Origin of the sequence: Streptomyces sp. NPDC032940 (genome assembly GCF_040636935.1) — a bacterium.
Lineage (GTDB): Bacteria > Actinomycetota > Actinomycetes > Streptomycetales > Streptomycetaceae > Streptomyces.
Window position 1 is genome coordinate 61963 of the sequence record NZ_JBEZVJ010000028.1, and the last position, 17687, is coordinate 79649.

The 17687-nt window shown below is 73.5% G+C and carries 17 protein-coding genes; 9 read left to right on the plus strand and 8 right to left on the minus strand.

Features of this window, described 5'->3' with window-relative positions; translation table 11 throughout:
• Nucleotides 1-482 precede the first annotated feature (482 nt).
• Complete coding sequence (locus AB0E77_RS27470; RefSeq protein WP_361575380.1) at nt 483-1490, minus strand: cation diffusion facilitator family transporter; 1008 nt, start codon at nt 1488-1490, stop codon at nt 483-485.
• Between the two features lie 186 nt (nt 1491-1676).
• On the opposite strand from AB0E77_RS27470, the gene AB0E77_RS27475 reads away from it, so the two are divergent.
• Genes AB0E77_RS27475 through AB0E77_RS27490 form a run of 4 tightly spaced genes read left to right on the plus strand, consistent with a single transcriptional unit; the run spans nt 1677 to nt 4748 of the window.
• Nucleotides 1677-2672 carry a magnesium and cobalt transport protein CorA gene (locus AB0E77_RS27475; protein ID WP_361575383.1) on the plus strand — a complete coding sequence of 332 codons (996 nt, stop codon included), beginning with the start codon at nt 1677-1679 and terminating at the stop codon, nt 2670-2672.
• A 31-nt stretch (nt 2673-2703) separates the two neighbouring features.
• The gene (gene dhaK, locus AB0E77_RS27480) at nt 2704-3696 is read left to right on the plus strand and encodes a dihydroxyacetone kinase subunit DhaK (protein ID WP_361575386.1); all 993 of its coding nucleotides are present in this window, start codon (nt 2704-2706) and stop codon (nt 3694-3696) included.
• A gap of 49 nt (nt 3697-3745) precedes the next feature.
• Nucleotides 3746-4345, plus strand: a complete 600-nt coding sequence (dhaL, locus tag AB0E77_RS27485; RefSeq protein WP_361575389.1) for a dihydroxyacetone kinase subunit DhaL — start codon at nt 3746-3748, stop codon at nt 4343-4345.
• Nucleotides 4338-4748 (plus strand): PTS fructose transporter subunit IIA, encoded by a 411-nt coding sequence (locus AB0E77_RS27490; RefSeq protein ID WP_361575392.1) that lies wholly within the window; start codon nt 4338-4340, stop codon nt 4746-4748. Before dhaL ends, AB0E77_RS27490 begins: the two co-directional genes overlap by 8 nt.
• 47 nt (nt 4749-4795) lie before the next feature.
• Here AB0E77_RS27490 and AB0E77_RS27495 read toward each other — a convergent pair whose 3' ends face one another.
• A complete protein-coding gene (locus tag AB0E77_RS27495; protein ID WP_361575395.1) occupies nt 4796-5707 on the minus strand; it encodes a glycoside hydrolase family 75 protein in 912 nt (303 codons plus the stop codon).
• A 431-nt stretch (nt 5708-6138) separates the two neighbouring features.
• On the opposite strand from AB0E77_RS27495, the gene AB0E77_RS27500 reads away from it, so the two are divergent.
• Nucleotides 6139-7077 (plus strand): fibronectin type III domain-containing protein, encoded by a 939-nt coding sequence (locus AB0E77_RS27500; protein WP_361575517.1) that lies wholly within the window; start codon nt 6139-6141, stop codon nt 7075-7077.
• 166 nt (nt 7078-7243) lie between these two features.
• Nucleotides 7244-7807, plus strand: a complete 564-nt coding sequence (locus tag AB0E77_RS27505) for a hypothetical protein (RefSeq protein WP_361575398.1) — start codon at nt 7244-7246, stop codon at nt 7805-7807.
• Between the two features lie 16 nt (nt 7808-7823).
• Here the strand turns inward: AB0E77_RS27505 and AB0E77_RS27510 are convergent, their stop codons facing one another.
• The 4 genes from AB0E77_RS27510 to AB0E77_RS27525 all read right to left on the minus strand — a co-directional run bounded on the left by AB0E77_RS27510 (nt 7824) and on the right by AB0E77_RS27525 (nt 12051).
• Nucleotides 7824-8375, minus strand: a complete 552-nt coding sequence (locus AB0E77_RS27510) for a PadR family transcriptional regulator (RefSeq protein ID WP_361575401.1) — start codon at nt 8373-8375, stop codon at nt 7824-7826.
• A gap of 41 nt (nt 8376-8416) precedes the next feature.
• Complete coding sequence (locus AB0E77_RS27515) at nt 8417-10432, minus strand: NADPH-dependent 2,4-dienoyl-CoA reductase (protein ID WP_361575404.1); 2016 nt, start codon at nt 10430-10432, stop codon at nt 8417-8419.
• 233 nt (nt 10433-10665) lie between these two features.
• A complete protein-coding gene (locus tag AB0E77_RS27520) occupies nt 10666-11034 on the minus strand; it encodes a hypothetical protein (protein ID WP_361575407.1) in 369 nt (122 codons plus the stop codon).
• A gap of 138 nt (nt 11035-11172) precedes the next feature.
• Nucleotides 11173-12051, minus strand: coding sequence for a hypothetical protein (locus tag AB0E77_RS27525; RefSeq protein WP_361575410.1), 879 nt, complete (start codon nt 12049-12051; stop codon nt 11173-11175).
• A gap of 244 nt (nt 12052-12295) precedes the next feature.
• Between AB0E77_RS27525 and AB0E77_RS27530 the strand changes: the two genes are divergently transcribed.
• On the plus strand, nt 12296-14365 hold the full coding sequence (locus tag AB0E77_RS27530) for a SpoIIE family protein phosphatase (RefSeq protein WP_361575412.1): 2070 nt from the start codon (nt 12296-12298) through the stop codon (nt 14363-14365).
• Between the two features lie 12 nt (nt 14366-14377).
• On the opposite strand, the gene AB0E77_RS27535 is transcribed toward AB0E77_RS27530, so the two are convergent.
• Nucleotides 14378-15187 (minus strand): putative protein N(5)-glutamine methyltransferase, encoded by an 810-nt coding sequence (locus tag AB0E77_RS27535; RefSeq protein ID WP_361575415.1) that lies wholly within the window; start codon nt 15185-15187, stop codon nt 14378-14380.
• Nucleotides 15188-15359: 172 nt separating this feature from the next.
• The gene (locus tag AB0E77_RS27540; RefSeq protein ID WP_361575418.1) at nt 15360-16406 is read right to left on the minus strand and encodes a hypothetical protein; all 1047 of its coding nucleotides are present in this window, start codon (nt 16404-16406) and stop codon (nt 15360-15362) included.
• Between the two features lie 81 nt (nt 16407-16487).
• On the opposite strand from AB0E77_RS27540, the gene AB0E77_RS27545 reads away from it, so the two are divergent.
• Nucleotides 16488-16997 (plus strand): MarR family transcriptional regulator, encoded by a 510-nt coding sequence (locus AB0E77_RS27545; protein ID WP_361575420.1) that lies wholly within the window; start codon nt 16488-16490, stop codon nt 16995-16997.
• A 79-nt stretch (nt 16998-17076) separates the two neighbouring features.
• On the plus strand, nt 17077-17682 hold the full coding sequence (locus tag AB0E77_RS27550; RefSeq protein ID WP_361575423.1) for a sulfite oxidase-like oxidoreductase: 606 nt from the start codon (nt 17077-17079) through the stop codon (nt 17680-17682).
• The last annotated feature ends 5 nt before the right edge of the window (nt 17683-17687 follow it).

Sequence of the window (17687 nt, forward strand, 5' to 3'; positions counted from 1 at the left end):
GCGCCGTCGGGGGACTCGCCCGCCCCGCCGTCGGCGCCGCCGTCGTGGACGCCGGGCGTCCCGGCGGCACCACCGTCCGCGGGACCCTCCGCACCACCATCGGCCCCACCGTCATGCACACCCGGCGTCCCGGCCGCACCACCGTCCGCGGGACCCTCCGCACCACCATCGGCCCCACCGTCATGCACACCCGGCGTCCCGGCCGCACCACCGTCCGCGGGACCCTCCGCACCACCGTCGGCGCCGCCGTCGTGGACGCCGGGCGTCCCGGCGGCGCCACCGTCAGCGGGGCCTTCTCGCCGGTCGGGGTCTTGCTCGGGGTTGGTCATGATTCCTCCTGCAGGTCGGGCAGGTGGAGACCGGGCTCCCGTCGCGGAGGTCTGATCACCGAACAGGGCGTGTCCCGGTCCCTCATGGGCACCCCCCTCGAACACCGTAGCGCCCCCCGGCGAAAGCCTCGATTCGAGCGAGGTCCCGGACGCTCAGTCGGTGTTCCGCGGCGGTGTCGGATCGAGGTAGACGCGTCCGACGGCCGGGATCAGCGCTCTGAGACGTGACTCCGCCTCCTCGCAGGCCCGTTCGACCTGCTCCGACGTGGCGGTGTCGTGGAAGTCGACCTTGGCCGCGATGAGGATCTCTCCCGGGCCCTGCACCAGCGTCGTCAGCTCCAGCACGTCCTGGATGTGCGGGACCGCCGTCAGCTCCCGGCGCACGGCGTCCCGCAAGGGTGCGGGAAGGGCGCGGCCGACGAGGAGTTCGGTGTTGGACCGGCCGAGCACCCACGCGACGACGACGAGCAGCAGTCCGATGAGGATGGAGGCGATGCCGTCCCACACGCCGGAGCCGGTGAGCTGCCCGCCGAGCAGTCCGAGCGCGGCCAGTACGAGGCCCACGAGGGCCGCCGTGTCCTCCATGACGACCGCTTTGACGGCCGTGTCCGGTGTGTGCTCGAGGTAGCGCAGCAGGGGGACGCGGAAGTGCCTCGCCCTTCCGGCGGCCTGCTTGACGCCCGTGCGCAGTGAGAGACCCTCCAGGACGAAGGCGACCGCGAGCACGATGTAGGAGATCAGCGGATCGCCGGGCTCTCCCCCGTGCGTGAGTGCCCTGATGCCGTCGTACACGGCGAAGACACCGCCGCCGACGAACGTCGCCACGGACGCGAGGAGCGCCCAGATGTACCGCTCGGGACCGTGTCCGAGCGGGTGCTCGGCGTCCGCGGGCTTCTTGCTGCGCTTGAGGGCGATCAGCAGGAGCAGTTCGGTGACCGTGTCGGCGACGGAGTGCCCCGCCTCGGCCAGCATCGCGCTGGAACCGCTGAGGACACCCGCGACGGCCTTGGCCAGGGCGACCCCGAAGTTGGCGGCGGCTGCCACGATCACGGTGAACGTGGACCCGCCGGCCCCGGGACCCCGCGAGGAGCCGACCCTCGGGTCGAGAAGCTGGCGGGGAGGTCCGCCCGGCCCCGACCCGGCGTCACCTTGTGTGCTCATGTCGACACCTTAAGTCACACCGGCGGGCACGGTGCGCCCGGCCACGGCCCCGCCGCCTCGGCGCGCGCGACCGACGTGCGCCGGAGCCCGACCGGCGGTTCGATGGCCAGGACCGTGCTCTGCGGGCAGGGCAGGCGACGGACCCGCTCGGGCCGGCGCACGCGGGAGAAGGAGTAGGTAAGCCCAGTGATCACCGATTGCGCCGTCTACCGCGACGGCCGCCGGGCGCCCGGCCGGGCGGAGCTCCCGGAGGCGCTCCGTTCCGCGCGGACCGAGGGAGGGTTCGTCTGGCTGGAGCTGCACGAGCCCGACCAGCAGGAACTCGGCCGGGTCGGGGAGGTGTTCGGACTGCATCCGCTGGCCGTGGGGGATGCCGTGAAGGCACACCAGCGGCCCAAACTGGAGATCTTCGAGGACTCGCTCTTCCTGGTGCTCAAGCCGGTGACGTACGACGAGGACACCGACACCGTGACCAGCGGCGAGATCATGCTGTTCCTCGGCGGCCACTACCTCATCGCCGTCCGGCACGGAGAGGGGTCTCGGCTGGACGATGTGCGAAAACGCCTCGAGGGTGATCCGGACATGCTCCGGAAGGGTCCCGTGGCGGTCGTGTACGCGGTCGCGGACACCGTGGTCGACCACTATCTGGACGTGGCGACGAAATTGCTGGTCGACCTGGAGGAACTGGAGGCGGAGGTCTTTTCCGCGACGAAGGCGGACTCTCGGCGTACCGCGTCACGCATTTACCTTTTCAAACGCCAGATTCTGGAGTTCCAGCGGGCCGCCAGTCCTTTGACCCAGCCGCTCAGCGAGCTCGCCGGCGCCGGACCGCTGGGCACGAAAGTGCCCCTCGTCCAGGAGGCGGGACGCCCCTTCTTCCGGAACGTGGACGGCCATCTCACGCGGGTCAACGAGTCCGTGGACGCCCTGGACCGGCTCGTCTCCGATATCCTCTCCGCGCATCTGGCCCAGATGGGCGTCCGGCAGAACGACGACATGCGGAAGATTTCCGCTTGGGCCGCCATGGCCGTGGTGCCGACCGTGATCGCAGGCATCTATGGCATGAATTTTGAGCATATGCCCGAACTCCGCTGGAGCCATTCCTATCCCGTGGCCATCGCCGTGATGCTCGCCCTGGTCGCACTTCTCTATCATTTGTTCAAGCGAAAAGAATGGATCTGACCCCGCCTGCCCGTCTCCCCAGGAGGTACCCGTGAAGATGCTCATCAACGTGCCGGAGACCGTGGTCGCGGACGCGCTGCGGGGTGTGGCGGCCGCCCATCCCGAGCTGACCGTGGACGTCGAGAACCGGGTGATCGTGCGGCGGGACGCGCCCGTGGCCGGGAAGGTCGCCCTGGTGTCCGGCGGCGGGTCGGGGCACGAGCCGCTGCACGGCGGGTTCGTGGGGCCCGGGATGCTGTCGGCGGCCTGTCCGGGCGAGGTGTTCACCTCGCCGGTGCCGGACCAGATGCTGCGCGCCGCGGCCGCCGTGGACAGCGGGGCCGGAGTGCTGTTCGTCGTCAAGAACTACACCGGTGACGTGCTCAACTTCGACATGGCCGCCGAACTGGCCGAGGACGAGGGCATCCAGGTCGCGAAGGTGCTCGTCAACGACGACGTGGCGGTGACGGACAGCCTGTACACGGCGGGGCGGCGCGGCACCGGCGCCACGCTGTTCGTGGAGAAGATCGCGGGCGCCGCCGCGGAGGAGGGCCGCCCGCTGGAGCACGTGGCGGCCGTCGCCCGGCGGGTCAACGAGAGCTCCCGCAGTTTCGGCGTCGCCCTCAGCGCCGTCACGACGCCGGCCAAGGGCACCCCCACCTTCGACCTGCCCGCCGGCGAGCTGGAGCTGGGCATCGGCATCCACGGGGAGCCCGGCCGGGAGCGGCGGCCGATGATGACCTCGGGCGAGATCGCCGAGGCAGCCGTGGACGCGGTACTGACCGACCTCGCCCCCAGCAATCCCGTTCTGGTCCTCGTCAACGGCATGGGCGCCACGCCGCTGCTGGAGCTGTACGGCTTCAACGCCGAGGTGCAGCGCGTGCTCGGCGAGCGCGGTGTCGCCGTCGCCCGCACCCTCGTCGGCAACTACGTGACCTCCCTCGACATGGCGGGCGCCTCGGTCACCCTCTGCGAGATCGACGAGGAGCTGCTCGGGCTGTGGGACGCGCCGGTGCGCACGCCGGGTCTGCGGTGGGGCATGTGAGGCTGGACGGGGAACGGACCGGAACACACCTACCAGGCAAGGAGAGCCCGTGCTCGACGCCGACTTCTTCCGCCGTTGGATGACGGCGACCGCCGCGCTGGTCGACCGTGAGGCGGACCGGCTCACCGCCCTCGACTCGCCGATCGGCGACGCGGACCACGGCACCAACCTCCAGCGCGGGTTCACGGCCGTGCGGACCACGCTGGAGAAGGAGGCGCCCGGCACTCCCGGCGCGGTCCTGACGCTCGCCGGGCGGCAGCTCATCTCGACGGTCGGCGGTGCCTCGGGGCCGTTGTACGGGACGCTGCTGCGCCGCACCGGAAAGGCGCTCGGCGACGCGGCCGAGGTGAGCGGGGAGCAGCTGGCCGAGGCGCTGCGGACCGGGGTTGACGCGGTGCGGTCCCTCGGGGGCGCGGCACCGGGCGACAAGACGATGGTCGACGCCCTGGTGCCGGCCGTGGACGCCCTCGGCGAGTCCTTCGCCGCGGCCCGCGCCGCCGCGGGGGAAGGGGCCAGGGCGACGACGCCGTTGCAGGCGCGCAAGGGCAGGGCGAGTTATCTGGGCGAGCGCAGCATCGGCCACCAGGACCCCGGTGCCACGTCGTCGGCGCTGCTGTTCGAGGCGCTCGAGGAGGCGTCCGGTGAGTGACGAGAAGCTGGTCGGGATCGTACTGGTGTCGCACAGCGCGGAGGTCGCGGCCTCCGTGGCCGAGCTGGCGAAGTCCCTGTCGGGCGGTGGCGCGGCGGTGCCGGTGGCTCCGGCGGGCGGCACCGCGGCCGGCGGGTTCGGCACCAGCTCCGAGCTGGTGTCCGCCGCCGCCGCGGCCGTGGACCGGGGTGCGGGTGTCGCCGTGCTCGCCGATCTGGGCAGTGCGGTGCTCACCGTCAAGGCGCTGCTGGCCGAGGGGGACGAACTGCCGGACGGCACCCGGCTGATCGACGCCCCGTTCGTCGAGGGCGCGGTGGCGGCGGTGGTCACGGCGGCGACGGGCGCCGACCTGGCGGCGGTGGAGGCGGCGGCAGCGGACGCGTACTCCTACCGGAAGGTGTAGCGAGCGGGAGGGGGACGGCGACACGCCGCCCCCTGCACGCCGGCCGCTCAGTCGCCGCCGGCGAACTTCCGGGCCAGCCGCTCCCCCGTCCGCTCGGTGGCGGCCGTGTCCTCGAGGGGCTCGGTCGCGGTGTCCTTGAAGACGATGTACGTCACCCCGGAGGCGACGCCGCCGCCGCTGGGGTCGGCGGGGACGCCGAGGGCCTCGGCGGCCGCGTAGGACGCCTCGCCGATGATGTCGCGCGGCCCGATGTCGCCGACGACCGCGTACCCCACCCGGTCCCCGTGGACGAGGGCCACGACCGAGCCGCCGTGCACGCCGTCCGCCCGGTGGTCCCAGATGTCGCTGGGCTGGGGGACGACGACGTAGGGCAGTTTCTCCGCGTCCAGCGGGCCGCCGTCGGAAGCGGTGTAGGCCGTGGCGGCCGTGAAGTGCGGGTCGGTGCCGGCGTTGCAGCGGTCGCCGCTCCTGCCGTCGCAGTCGACGTCGAGGTCGGCCTTCCAGAACACGGCGTCCCGGGTGCCGCAGACCGGGATGTCCGCGCGGCCTCCCGCGTCGCTGCGGTAGCGGCCGTGGGAGACGGGGTCGCAGTCCCGGGTCTTCGCCAGCAGGTCGGCGGCGCGGACGGGTCCCGACGCCGTGCCGACCCTGGTCCGGGCACCGGCGTCCGGGCGGGGCACGGGTCGGGTCGCGGAGCGGGAGCCGGCCCTGTGCTGCGGCCTGAGGCGAGCCACGGCCCCGGACGCGGACGCCGCCCGGTGGCGGGAGGCGTCCTCCAGCGCGGGCCGGTAGAGGGGAGCGTCCGCGAGGGCGGGCCGGTACCGGGTGGCTCCCTCGGGGGCGGGCCGGACCTGGAGCTGCTGCGCGCCCGGCCGGGGCGGCGGCGGTGCTGCGGGGAACGCCGTGGGGGCGAGCAGGGCGGCGCTGGCCGCGGCCAGTGTCAGCGACGGGACACGCACGTGGTGGCCTCTCCTGGGGGGCATGGACGTCACTCGGCCCCATCTGTCCCCGGATCGCGCGCGCTGACCACCGGAACAGGGCCAGACGGTGCACACCCGGGTGCGCGACGGGCGGCCGGCGGGCCGGGTCCGGTACCGGTTCGGGCCCGCTCGGCCGCCCGCGCCGGCGCGGGATCAGCGACGACAGCGGTCCGCGACGGCAGGTCGCAACTCCCCTGCACATGAGGGGAGTTGGACCGTCATGGCGTCCAGGATACGTAACCCTTCCGGGTGATCGAGCCCGACGACCCTCTTGATGTGATCGCGTCACGGGGGCATATTGGTCCGGACCATTGCCGTCCGGTCGCCCGAAAGGCAGAGTCGTGCGAGGCGTTCCCCTCCCCACCCCCCACCCCGTCGCACGCCCGTCCGTCCTGCGCCGCTGCGCCCTGCTGTGCGGCGCCCTCGCCCTGGTCTCCTCCTGCGGCTGGGGCGCGGACGACGACGGGAGCGGCCGCCCGCCCGGGGCGCCGACGGGAGTCACCGCCGCGGCGGGCAGCGCGACCAGCGTGCACGTGATGTGGAACGCCGTCGACGGGGTCGAGGCCTACGAGGTCTACCGGGGCACCACCAAGGTGACGGAGGTGCCGGCCGCCGAGCGCATGGTCGACGTCACCCGGCTCCGCCCGTCGACCGCCTACGTCTTCACCGTGCGGGCGCGCGACGCGGACGGGCGGCTCGGGCCGAACAGTGCGGAGGTCCGGGCGACGACCCCGGCCGCCGCGGCCGCCGACGCCTCCGCCCCCACCCCGCCGGACGGCGCGCACGGGCGCGCTGCGGGCAGCCGGGCGGTCCAGCTCACCTGGTCCGCGGCGAAGGACGACCGGGGCGTCGTGTCGTACGACGTCTACCAGGGCGACACCAAGGTGCACAGCGTCGGCGGCGCCCAGACCGCGGCCGTCGTCACCGGCCTGCGTCCGGGCACCCGCTATGTGTTCACCGTCCGGGCGCGGGACGCGGCCGACAACGTCTCCCCCGCCAGTGCCGTCGTCCGCCTCACCACCCCGGGCACCGACGACGGCCGCGCCACCGCGCCCACCGGGCTGCGCGCCGCGACCCACCGCGCCGACGGCGCGTACTACATCGACCTCGACTGGGTGCCGCCGCGCACCGACGGTGTGGTCACCGAGTACGAGATCCATCTGGACGGCCGCAGGGCCACCTCGCTCGTGTACGGCGGCGACGCTCCGCGCGAGCGCGCCGAGTACAGCTTCTACGCCGGACAGGAGGCCGGCGTCACGCACCGGGTGCGGCTGCGGGCCAGGCTGCCCGACGGCACCTGGGGCGGCTTCTCCGCGGAGCGGACGGTGACGACGGGCCGGCAACGGTGACGTCCCGGCCGCGCGGGCGGCCGGCAGGCGCGTCACCTGGGCGGTCGCGCTCCGCATGCGGGCCCGTTCGGAGCCCTGTTGGCTGCCCCTGAGGGGGCAGCACGGGCGATCCGAACTCGGCGGCGCAAGGGAAGTCCGCCAACCGTGCCGCCGGAGGGCAGTCCACATGCGCATCTCATCGCCACTTCTCCGCTCCGGCCTGACCGTGGCAGCCGCCGCCGCGCTGCCCGTCGCCCTGGCCGCGGGGCCGGCCGCCGCGGGTCCGGGGATCTCGGTGAGCACCACCGGCAGCACGGTGTCGGTCACCACCACCGCGTGCGCCCAGCTGAACGGCAGCTGGGGCACGGCCTCGCTGCTCACCAGCAGCCAGGGCAGCTTCGCCGAGGGCCGCCAGGTGGCGCTGTCGGGGACCAGTGCGGGCCAGTCCGCCGCGTGGTCGGGCATCTCCCCGGGCACCTACACGGTCGTCGTGGTCTGCTCGAACAACAGCACCGCGGGCTCCCAGACGGTCATCGTGTCCGCGGCGTCCTCGCCCTCCCCCTCGCCGAGCCGCACCGCATCCCCCTCCCCCTCGCCGTCCGCGTCCCCGCGCGGCGTCCTGGGCGGTGTGGGCGGGGCTATCCAGGACTACGGCACGGTCACCCTCGTGGTGGGCAGTGCGCTGATGGGGGGCGGGGTCATCGCCGCGGCCTGGTTCCTGCGCCGCTGTTCGAAGCCGTACCGCTTCTGAGCGTGCCGCGCGGGCGTCACGCCGGGCCGTCGCCGGGCAGTTGCGCGCACTCCGCCAGGGCGTGCCGGAGCCACTGGGTCCAGAAGGTCTCCAGGTCGATGCCGGCGCGCAGCACCAGGTGCCGCAGCCGGTCCTCGGTGCTGTCCTTGCCGGGCGGGAAGTCGCGCTTCTCGATCTCCTCGTACTCGGCCAACTGCCGTTCGTGCAGCTCCAGATGGCGTCGCAGGTCCGCCTCGATCCCGGCGGTGCCGACCACCGCGGCGGCCCGCAGGCGCAGCAGCATCGTGTCCCGCAGGGGCCGCGGGTCCTGCGGGGTGGCGGTCCACCGGGCGAGTTCCTCGCGGCCCGCGGGCAGGACCTCGTAGCTCTTCTTCTGCCCGCGTGCGGGCTGCTGGGCGGGCAGTGCGCGGATCAGCCCCTGTGCCTCCAGTCTTCCCAGCTCGCGGTAGATCTGCTGGTGCGTCGCCGACCAGAAGTAGCCGATCGACTTGTCGAACCGGCGGGTCAGCTCCAGCCCCGACGACGGCTTTTCGACCAGGGCGGTGAGGATCGCGTGCGGGAGTGACATGGGCTCATCCTAGGGACGGCCCACGCCGCTCCCGACGCCTCCTACAGTGCCGCCGCCAGTTCGGTGCCCTGCTTGACGGCCCGCTTGGCGTCCAGTTCGGCGGCCACGTCGGCGCCGCCGATGAGGTGGGCGCTGCGGCCGGCGGCGACCAGCTCGTCGTACAGGTCGCGGCGCGGCTCCTGGCCGGTGCACAGGACGACGGTGTCGACCTCCAGCACCGTGGACTCGTCGCCGATCGTGATGTGCAGGCCGGCGTCGTCGATCCGGTCGTAGCGCACGCCCGGGACCATGGTGACGCCGCGGTGCTTGAGCTCGGTGCGGTGGATCCAGCCGGTGGTCTTGCCGAGACCGGCGCCGACCTTGGACGCCTTGCGCTGGAGCAGGTGGACGGTGCGCGGCGGTGCCGGGCGCTCGGGCGCGGCGAGGCCGCCGGGCGCGCGGTAGTCCATGTCGACGCCCCACTGGCGGAAGTAGGTGGCGGGGTCCTCGTGGGCCTTGTCGCCGCCGTCGGTGAGGAACTCGGCGACGTCGAAGCCGATGCCGCCCGCTCCGAGGACGGCGACGCGGTCGCCGACGGGGGCGCCGTCGCGCAGGACGTCCAGGTAGCCGAGGACGCTCGGGTGGTCGACGCCGGGGATGTCGGGGACGCGCGGGGTGACGCCGGTGGCGACGACGACCTCGTCGTGGCCGGTGAGGTCCTCGGCGGTGACGCGGGTGTTGAGCCGTACGTCGACGCCGTGCGTGTCGAGCTGGGTGCGGAAGTAGCGCAGCGTCTCGTCGAACTCCTGCTTGCCGGGGACCTTGCGGGCGACGTTGAGCTGGCCGCCGATCTCGCCGGCGGCGTCGTAGAGGGTGACCTCGTGGCCGCGTTCGGCGGCGCTCACGGCGCAGGCCAGTCCGGCCGGTCCGGCGCCGACGACCGCGACGCGCTTGCGCAGCCGGGTCGGGGTGAGGACCAGCTCGGTCTCGTGGCAGGCGCGCGGGTTGACCAGGCAGGAGGTGATCTTCCCGCTGAAGGTGTGGTCGAGGCAGGCCTGGTTGCAGCCGATGCAGGTGTTGATGGACTCGGGCCGGCCGGCGGCGGCCTTGGCGACGAAGTCGGGGTCGGCGAGCATCGGGCGGGCCATCGACACCATGTCCGCGGTGCCCTCGGCGAGCAACTGCTCGGCCACCTCGGGGGTGTTGATGCGGTTGGTGGTGACGAGCGGCACCGACACCTCGCCCATCAGGCGCTTGGTCACCCAGGTGTAGGCGCCGCGCGGCACGGAGGTGGCGATGGTGGGGATGCGGGCCTCGTGCCAGCCGATGCCGGTGTTGATGATGGTGGCTCCGGCGGCCTCGACGGCCTTGGCGAGCGTGACGACCTCCTCGAGCGTGGAGCCGCCGGGGACCAGGTCGAGCATGGACAGCCGGTAGACGACGATGAAGTCCTCGCCGACCGCCTCGCGTACCCGGCGGACGATCTCGACGGGGAAGCGCATGCGGTTCTCGTAGGAGCCGCCCCAGCGGTCGGTGCGCCGGTTGGTGTGCGCGGCGATGAATTCGTTGATCAGGTAGCCCTCGGAGCCCATGATCTCGACGCCGTCGTAGCCGGCCTCGCGGGCGAGGCGGGCGGTGCGGGCGTAGTCGTCGACCGTCCGCTCGATCTCCTCGTCGGTCAGTTCGCGGGGCACGTGGGGGCTGATCGGCGCCTGGAGCGGGCTCGGCGCGACGAGGTCGGGGTGGTAGGCGTAGCGGCCGAAGTGCAGGATCTGCATCGCGATCCGGCCGCCCTCGCGGTGCACGGCGTCGGTGACGACGCGGTGGCGCGCGGCCTCGGCGCTCGTGGTGAGCTTGGCGCCGCCGGGGTAGGGCCGGCCCTCGTCGTTGGGGGCGATGCCTCCGGTGACGATGAGGCCCACTCCGCCGCGGGCCCGGGCGGCGTAGAAGGCGGCCATGCGCTCGAAGCCGCGCTCGGCCTCCTCGAGGCCCACGTGCATGGAGCCCATGAGGACCCGGTTGGGCAGGGTGGTGAAGCCCAGGTCGAGCGGGCTCAGCAGGTGGGGGTAACGGCTCATCGGGCCCTCCGTGCGCGGTGTGATGCCTCTTTTGTAGAGGACGGCCGCGTCTTTGTGCAACTAGTTGCACAAAGACGCGGCGCACACCACACCGGCGCATCCGGCACCCTCGGGGACCGCGGCCCGGATCAGGCCGGCCGCGAGTGGCGGCGCCCCTCGGCCGACGACGACGCGGCGGACGCGCGCGTCCGGGCGCGCGCGTCCGCCGCGTGATCCGAAGGGCACCGCCCGGGTCAGCGACTCTCCAGCCGTACGTGCAGTTCGCGTTCCTGGTCGCCGGAGGCCGTGCTCAGGTCGTGCACGGTGAACAGGGAGTCCAGGGTGGTGCGGAATCGCTCGATCGCCCAGTAGCCGCCCTGCACGTCCGCCTCCACGGGCGCGCGGAGCCGGGCGGGGCCGCACTCGCCCTGGTGGGCGTCGGCCACGTCGAAGGTGCCGAGCCACACGGTCGGGCGCACCTCGTCGTACTCGCGGGTCACGTCGCCCGCGTGCCGGTCGGACGAGAAGCACGCGCACAGGGCGTCGAACACGGTGCGGGCGTCCTCCTTGTCGCCGCTCAGCTCCACCGAGACGGACTCCGGATGCAGTCGCTCGCCGTCCATCGTGATCGCTCCTCTCCTGGCCGCGGTGCGGTGCCGTGAGCCGCTCCACGGCGTGGACGTCCCACGAGGACCGCACCCATACCCCCAGAAAAGCACCACCCGGGGCGGAGCACTACCGGCACGGCGGACGGCCCCGCCTCAGCCGCGGGTGAGGCGGTACGTCTTGCTGTCGGTCAGCACGCAGAAGCCCGGGGAGACGACGATCACTCGCAGGGTGCCGGTACGGCGGTCGTAGTCGACGCCCTCCGCCTCGAAGCCGCCGGAGCAGGCGCTGCGCAGCGGCAGTTGGCGCAGCGCGGTGACGTGACCGGTGACGTCCGAAGCTCCCGTCGGCGCCGCCGAGAGGTCGATCCGCAGCAGCGGCTTGGTGAGCCCGAAGAGGGCACCCTCCGGGTCGTCGGAGGCGCACAGGAGGGTGGTGGCGTCGAGGAAGTCGCAGCCCTGGACGTCGCGCACGGCGTGGTCGAGGCGGACGGTGGCGGCCTGGGGGAGGTTCGCCGAGGGCGAGGTGGCCGGATTGACGCCGGGCGTCGGGAAGACCAGCAGCCGGTCCATGGTGCCCCACTCGCCGGACAGCATCCACTGGCCGTCCGGCGAGATCGCGACCCAGGAGTTGTTCAGCGCCTCGCCCGCGCTCAGCGTGTGCACGTACTCCGACCAGCTGCCGTCCGGCGCCTGCACGCGGAACATCTTCGTGCCGCCGTCGTCGCGCTGGTACGGCTCGACGTAGTGCCCGTCATAGGAGGCGTCGGGGTCGCCGACGTGGTTCCAGCCGCGGCCGGGCAGGTCCCAGGGGATGGTGCCGATCCCGGTGTAGCGGTTCGGGCTGCCGGCCGGGACCTCGATCGATGCCAGGCCCTGGCTCTCGGTGAGCGGGTCGGCCCGGTCGCTGCCCACCTCGGTCCAGGTGTCGGCGGCCGGGACCGCCGCCGCGGCGGGCGGGGCGGCGAGGAAGAGGGCGAGGGCGGCGAGTCCGGTCAGGATCGCGTGACAACGTTGCCGGGCACACAGGGGCATGGGTCGGCTCCTCGGTGGGGGGTGGGGCGACGACGCACTCGGCGCACAGTGTGGCCCCGGCAACGTAGTCATGTACAGACCAAAGATGCGCCTTCCCGCGGGGCGGTCGCCGCCGTGCGGGGAGATGCTGGAAGGACCGGCAGATGCCTCGGAGAAACGGCCCAGTACGAGGTTGAACGCGGTAGAACAAGGGAGTCGGCATCGGGAAGGCGTGCCGCGTGGAACGGCGAAGGCGGGGCGTGGGATGAGAGCTGCCGGGTTCGAGAGCGCCGAGTCACCGCGCGGTCCGGTGCGTCCCAGCGGGCTGCTCGACGTGCTGAGGGTGGCCTCGGTGGTGCTGGACGACGAGGGCCGGATCGTGCTGTGGAGCCCGCAGGCCGAGGAGCTGTTCGGCTACTCCGCGCCGGAGGCACTGGGCCAGTACGCCGCCCGGATCATGGTCCACGAGAAGCATCTCGACATGGTCGTGAAGCTGTTCGCCGACGTGATGAAGACCGGCCGGAGCTGGGCGGGGGCCTTCCCCATCCGGCGCAAGGACGGCGAGACCCGGCTGGTCGAGTTCCGCAACATGCGGCTGCTCGACGACCGGGGCGACGTCTACGCGCTCGGGCTGGCGGTGGACCGGTCCACCGTGCGGCGTCTGGAACACGACGTGGCGCTGTCCGCCCGGGTGATCACGCAGTCCCCGATCGGGCTTGCGGTCATGGGCCCGGATCTGCGGTACGTGTCGGTCAACCCGGCGCTGGAGCGGATGAACGGCGTCCCCGCCGAGGCCCACATCGGCCGCACGGTCCGGGAGGTGCTGCCGGGCGTGGACGCCGACGCGCTGGAGGACGCGGTGCGCCAGGTGCTGGAGACCGGCAGGCCCGTCGTCGACCGGTCCGCGGTCGGACGGACCCCGGCCGACCCGGACGAGGACCACGCCTGGTCCGTCTCGCTGTACCGGCTGGAGGACCCCGCCGGAGCGGTGCTCGGCGTGGCCGTCTCGATCGTCGACGTCACCGAGCAGTACCGGGCGGGTGTCGAGGCGGAGGCCGCGCGGCGCCGGCTCGCCGCCGTGGCCGACGCCTCGACCAGGATCGGCACCACGCTGGAGCTGGACCGCACGGCCCACGAACTGGCCGACGTGGCCGTGCCGGACCTCGCCGACATCGCGGCCGTGGATCTCCTGGAGGCCGTGGTCAAGGGCCGGCGCAGCACGCTGGGTCCCGCCGAGCCCGCGGTGATCCGCGCCCTCGCCGTCCAGGCGGACGACGGCGCCGAGGCGCTGCGCGCCGCCGATCCGCCCGGGCAGGTCGCCAGGTACGGGCCGGACCGCCTGGTCACCGAGTGCGTGCGCACGGCCAAGCCCGTGATGGTGGCGCAGGTGACGGACGAGGACCTGCCCCGCATCGCCCGCTCGCCGGAGGCCGCCGAGATGCTGCGCCGGGCCGGTGTGCACTCGTACCTGGCCGTCCCGCTGATCGCGCGCGGTGAGGTGCTCGGCGCCCTTGATCTGAAGCGGATCGGCAATCCGCTGCCGTTCGGCGAGGACGATCTGCTGCTGGCCCGGGAGCTGGCCGCCCGCGCGGCGCTGCAGATCGACAACGCGCGCTGGTACCAGAACGCCCGCGACGCCGCCCTCACCCTCCAGCGCAGCATGCTGCCGAGCCACCCGCGGGTGACGGGCGGCCTGGAGGTCGCCTCCCGTTACCAGCCCGCCGAGGCCACCAGCGAGGTCGGCGGCGACTGGTTCGACGTCATCCCGCTGGAGGGCTGCAAGACGGCGCTGGTCGTGGGCGACGTGATGGGCAGCGGCATCACGGCGGCGGCGTCGATGGGACGGCTGCGCACCGCGACGAACACGCTGGCCGCCCTGGACCTGGATCCGGCGCTGCTGCTCGAGCACCTCGACCGGACCACCGCGGGCCTGGACCAGGCCATCGCGACCTGTGTCTACGCCGTGCACGACCCGCACGCCCGGCAGTGCCGCATCGCCAACGCCGGGCACCTGCCGCCGGTGCGGCTGCGGGCCGGGCGCCCTCCGGAGCTGCTGGACCTGCCCACCGGGGTGCCGCTCGGGGTGGGCGGCGTCGCCTTCGCCACCACGACCGTCGAGCTGGAGCCGGGCGACCGGCTGGTGTTCTACACCGACGGCCTGGTCGAGACGCGGCAGCAGCCGATCGACGAGCGGCTGGCCGCGCTGGTCGCCGTGCTGGAGGGTCCGGACCGTCCCCTGGAGGAGGTCTGCGACCTGCTGCTGCGCACGCTGCACCAGCCGGAGAACTCCGACGACGTGGCCCTGCTGATCGCCCGGGCCACGCCCCCGGAGTAGACCGGCGCTCCGCTACTGCCTGACGCCGACGACGACCTGGGCGTACAGCTCGTCACTGACCGCGAGACGGGTGCCCAGGCCGGCGCGGGTGAAGGCCTCGACGGCGGCCGGGGCCTGGCGCTCGCTCGTCTCGACCAGCACGCAGCCGCCGGGCGCGAGCCAGCCGGGCGCCCCGGCGGAGACCCTGCGCAGCACGTCGAGGCCGTCGGGACCGCCGTCGAGGGCGGTCAGGGGCTCGTGGTCGCGGGCCTCGGCGGGCAGCAGGGCGACCTCGCCGGTGGGGACGTAGGGCACGTTGGCGGCGAGTATGTCGATCCGCCCGCGCAGTGCGGCGGGCAGGGCGTCGAACAGGTCGCCGGTGTGCACCCGGCCGCCGGCGGCCGCGAGGTTGCCGCGGGCGCAGCGCACGGCGGCCGGGTCGACGTCGGCGGCGTGCACCTCGGGCCGGTCGAGGCCGGCGGCGAGGGCCGCGCCGACGGCGCCCGAACCACAGCACAGGTCCACGACGACGCGGGCCCGGGGCGCGTGGGCGAGGGCCTGGTCGACGAGGAACTCCGTACGGCGGCGGGGGACGAAGACACCGGGGGCCACGGCGATGCGCAGCCCGTGGAACCCGGCCCAGCCGAGGACGAGTTCGAGAGGGAGACCGGCGACGCGGCGGCCGACCAGCGCGGCGAGTTCGCCGGGGGTACGGGCGGCGCCGAGGATCAGCTCCGCCTCGTCCTCGGCGAAGACGCACCCCGCTGCGCGGAGCGCGGTGACGACGGAGTCACGCGAGGGGAAGGGCGAGGCGGAAGGGGACGCGGAGGACAGTGGAGGCATGGAGATCGAGAGCCTTTCGGGAACCGAAGGGCGCTCTCACGGTCACCGGTCGCCGGCGACCGCACTGCCGAGAGGTGAGAGCACCCGGGCCGACACAGCGGTGATGGGTCTCACCTCCCAGGTGTCCGACGGCCGGGACGGTCCGCGGCCGTCGGTCACACTACCCCAGCGATCACACGCCGACGGACTCCTCGGCCTCCTCCTCGGCGGCGGACGTCTGCGCCGTCCCGCCCTCCGGCCGCGCGTGCCTCGGGTGGCCGGGCGCGAGGGCCCGCTCACGGAGGGCGGCGACGCCCGTCACCACCAGGCCGAGCAGCAGCCAGGCGGCCAGGGTCGCGATGCTGCGGCCCAGTCCGTCGTTGCCGAAGTAGAGCAGGCTGCGGGCGCCCTCGACGAATCCGGCGCCGTTCCAGAAGGCGTGCAGGGTGCCGAAGAAGCCGTTCTGCAGCTCGGGCCGGAACAGGCCGCCCGAGGTGGTGAAGTTGAGCATCACGAACAGCACCATCATGGCGAGCGTGGTCCACCGCTTGAGGAAGGTGTGCAGGCCGACGCCGATGAACAGGATGCCGGCGGCGTACAGCCAGGCCAGGCCCCACAGGCCGGGCAGGTCGTGGTGGGCGAGGTGGAACACGGGTCCGGCGAGCAGGGCGCCGATGCCGCTGACGACGACCGAGACGCCGAGGGTCAGCAGGGCGCGGACGCGCATCGGCAGGGCGGAGCCGGCGGCGCCGAGGGCGGCCACGGAGGCGTAGGAGCCGATGCTGACCGCGATCAGCAGGAAGAACAGGCCCTGTCCGGTGGGGTCGTCGTCGACCGGGGCGGCGACGTCGGTGACCTTCAGCGGGACGCCCTGCCGCTCGGCGAGCGGGGTGAAGACCTTCTCCGCGGCCATGGCGCCCATGTCGGAGGCGGCGGTGGCGACGACGGCCTCGGGCGCCTCGCCGCCGGGCACGAAGGCGCCGGTGATCTCGCGGTGCCGGAGCAGGTCGACGGCGTCGGCGCGAGTGGGGACGGTCCGGACGTCGAGCGCGTCGCCGCCCCGGTCCTTGACGGTCTGGGCGAGCACCTTGGCCTCGGCTCCGGAGCCGACGACGGCGACGGGCAGGTGGTTCGGCTCGGGGGTCACGAAGGCCCCCATGTAGGCGAGCCCCATGCCGACGCACATCAGCAGCGGGGTGATCAGGTGCGTGAGCACATGGCGCAGGGCGTGCGACCTCATCGGCCCGCATCCTCCAATGGTTGGCTTATACAACTCTCTCTTCAAGTTGTACTATACAACCAAACCCCGAGGGAGGAATCCGTGACGGCAGCCGACAGCCCGCGTGAGACGACGGTCACCTCCGGCGCCCGGGAGGCGGCGGACGCGGCGGTGGAGACCATCCAGCGGGAGATGACGGCCTTCGCCCGCCGCGCCCGCGCCTCGGCGGGACGCATGCACCCCGAGCTGTCACTGGTGTCGTACACGCTGCTCGGCCACCTGGAGGAGCGGGACGGATGCCGGGCCACCGACCTGGCGGCGCACTACGCCCTGGACAAGTCCACCGTGAGCCGCCAGGTGGCCGCGCTGGAGCGCGCCGCGCTGGTCGAGCGCCGCGTCGACCCCGACGACCACCGCGTCCAGGTCCTGCATCTGACGGACGCCGGCCGGCACATCCTGGCCCAGGTCACCGAGAGCCGCCGCACGGCCTTCCGGGAGCGGCTCGCCCAGTGGGCCGAGGAGGACCTGGTCCGCTTCGCCGCGTATCTGGAGCGGTACAACGCGTGGCAGGACCCCGGCCCCGAGGGGGACCGGGACCGAGGTCACGTGTGAAGCACGTACCGTTGACGGCGTACGCACTGATCACGCCGACCGCGGGCAGCCCTCCCCGTCGGCCGAAAGGCCCCGCCGCATGAACACCACCCGAGGTTTCACCGGGCGCGCACGCTCCGCCCGGCCGGGACTTCCGCCCGGCCAGTACGACGCGCGCGACGACTGGCCCGTGCTGTCCGCCGAGGTCACGCCCGACCTGGCGCCCGACGACTGGTCCTTTCGCGTCGGCGGACTGGTGGCCGCTGCGCGCACCTGGGACCGCGCCGAGGCCGGCCGGCTGCCCGCCTCGGCGTACGAGGGCGACATCCACTGTGTGACCGGCTGGTCGAAGTTCGGGGTGCGGTTCGGGGGCGTGTCCCTGGACGCCTTCCTCGACGCGGCCGGCCCGCTGCCGTCCGCCACGCACGCCGTCGCCTACGCGCACACCGGCTACACCGCGAACCTGCCGCTGGCGGACCTGACCGGCGGGCGCGCGTGGATCGTGTGGGAGTACGACGGGCGGCCGCTGGCCCCCGAGCACGGCGGTCCGGCGCGGCTGGTCGTTCCGCACCTGTACTTCTGGAAGAGCGTCAAGTGGATCGCGGGACTGGAGCTCCTGGACCACGACGAGCCGGGCTTCTGGGAGCAGAACGGCTACCACGCGCGCGGCAATCCCTGGGAGGAGCAGCGGTACTCCGGTGACTGAGACGA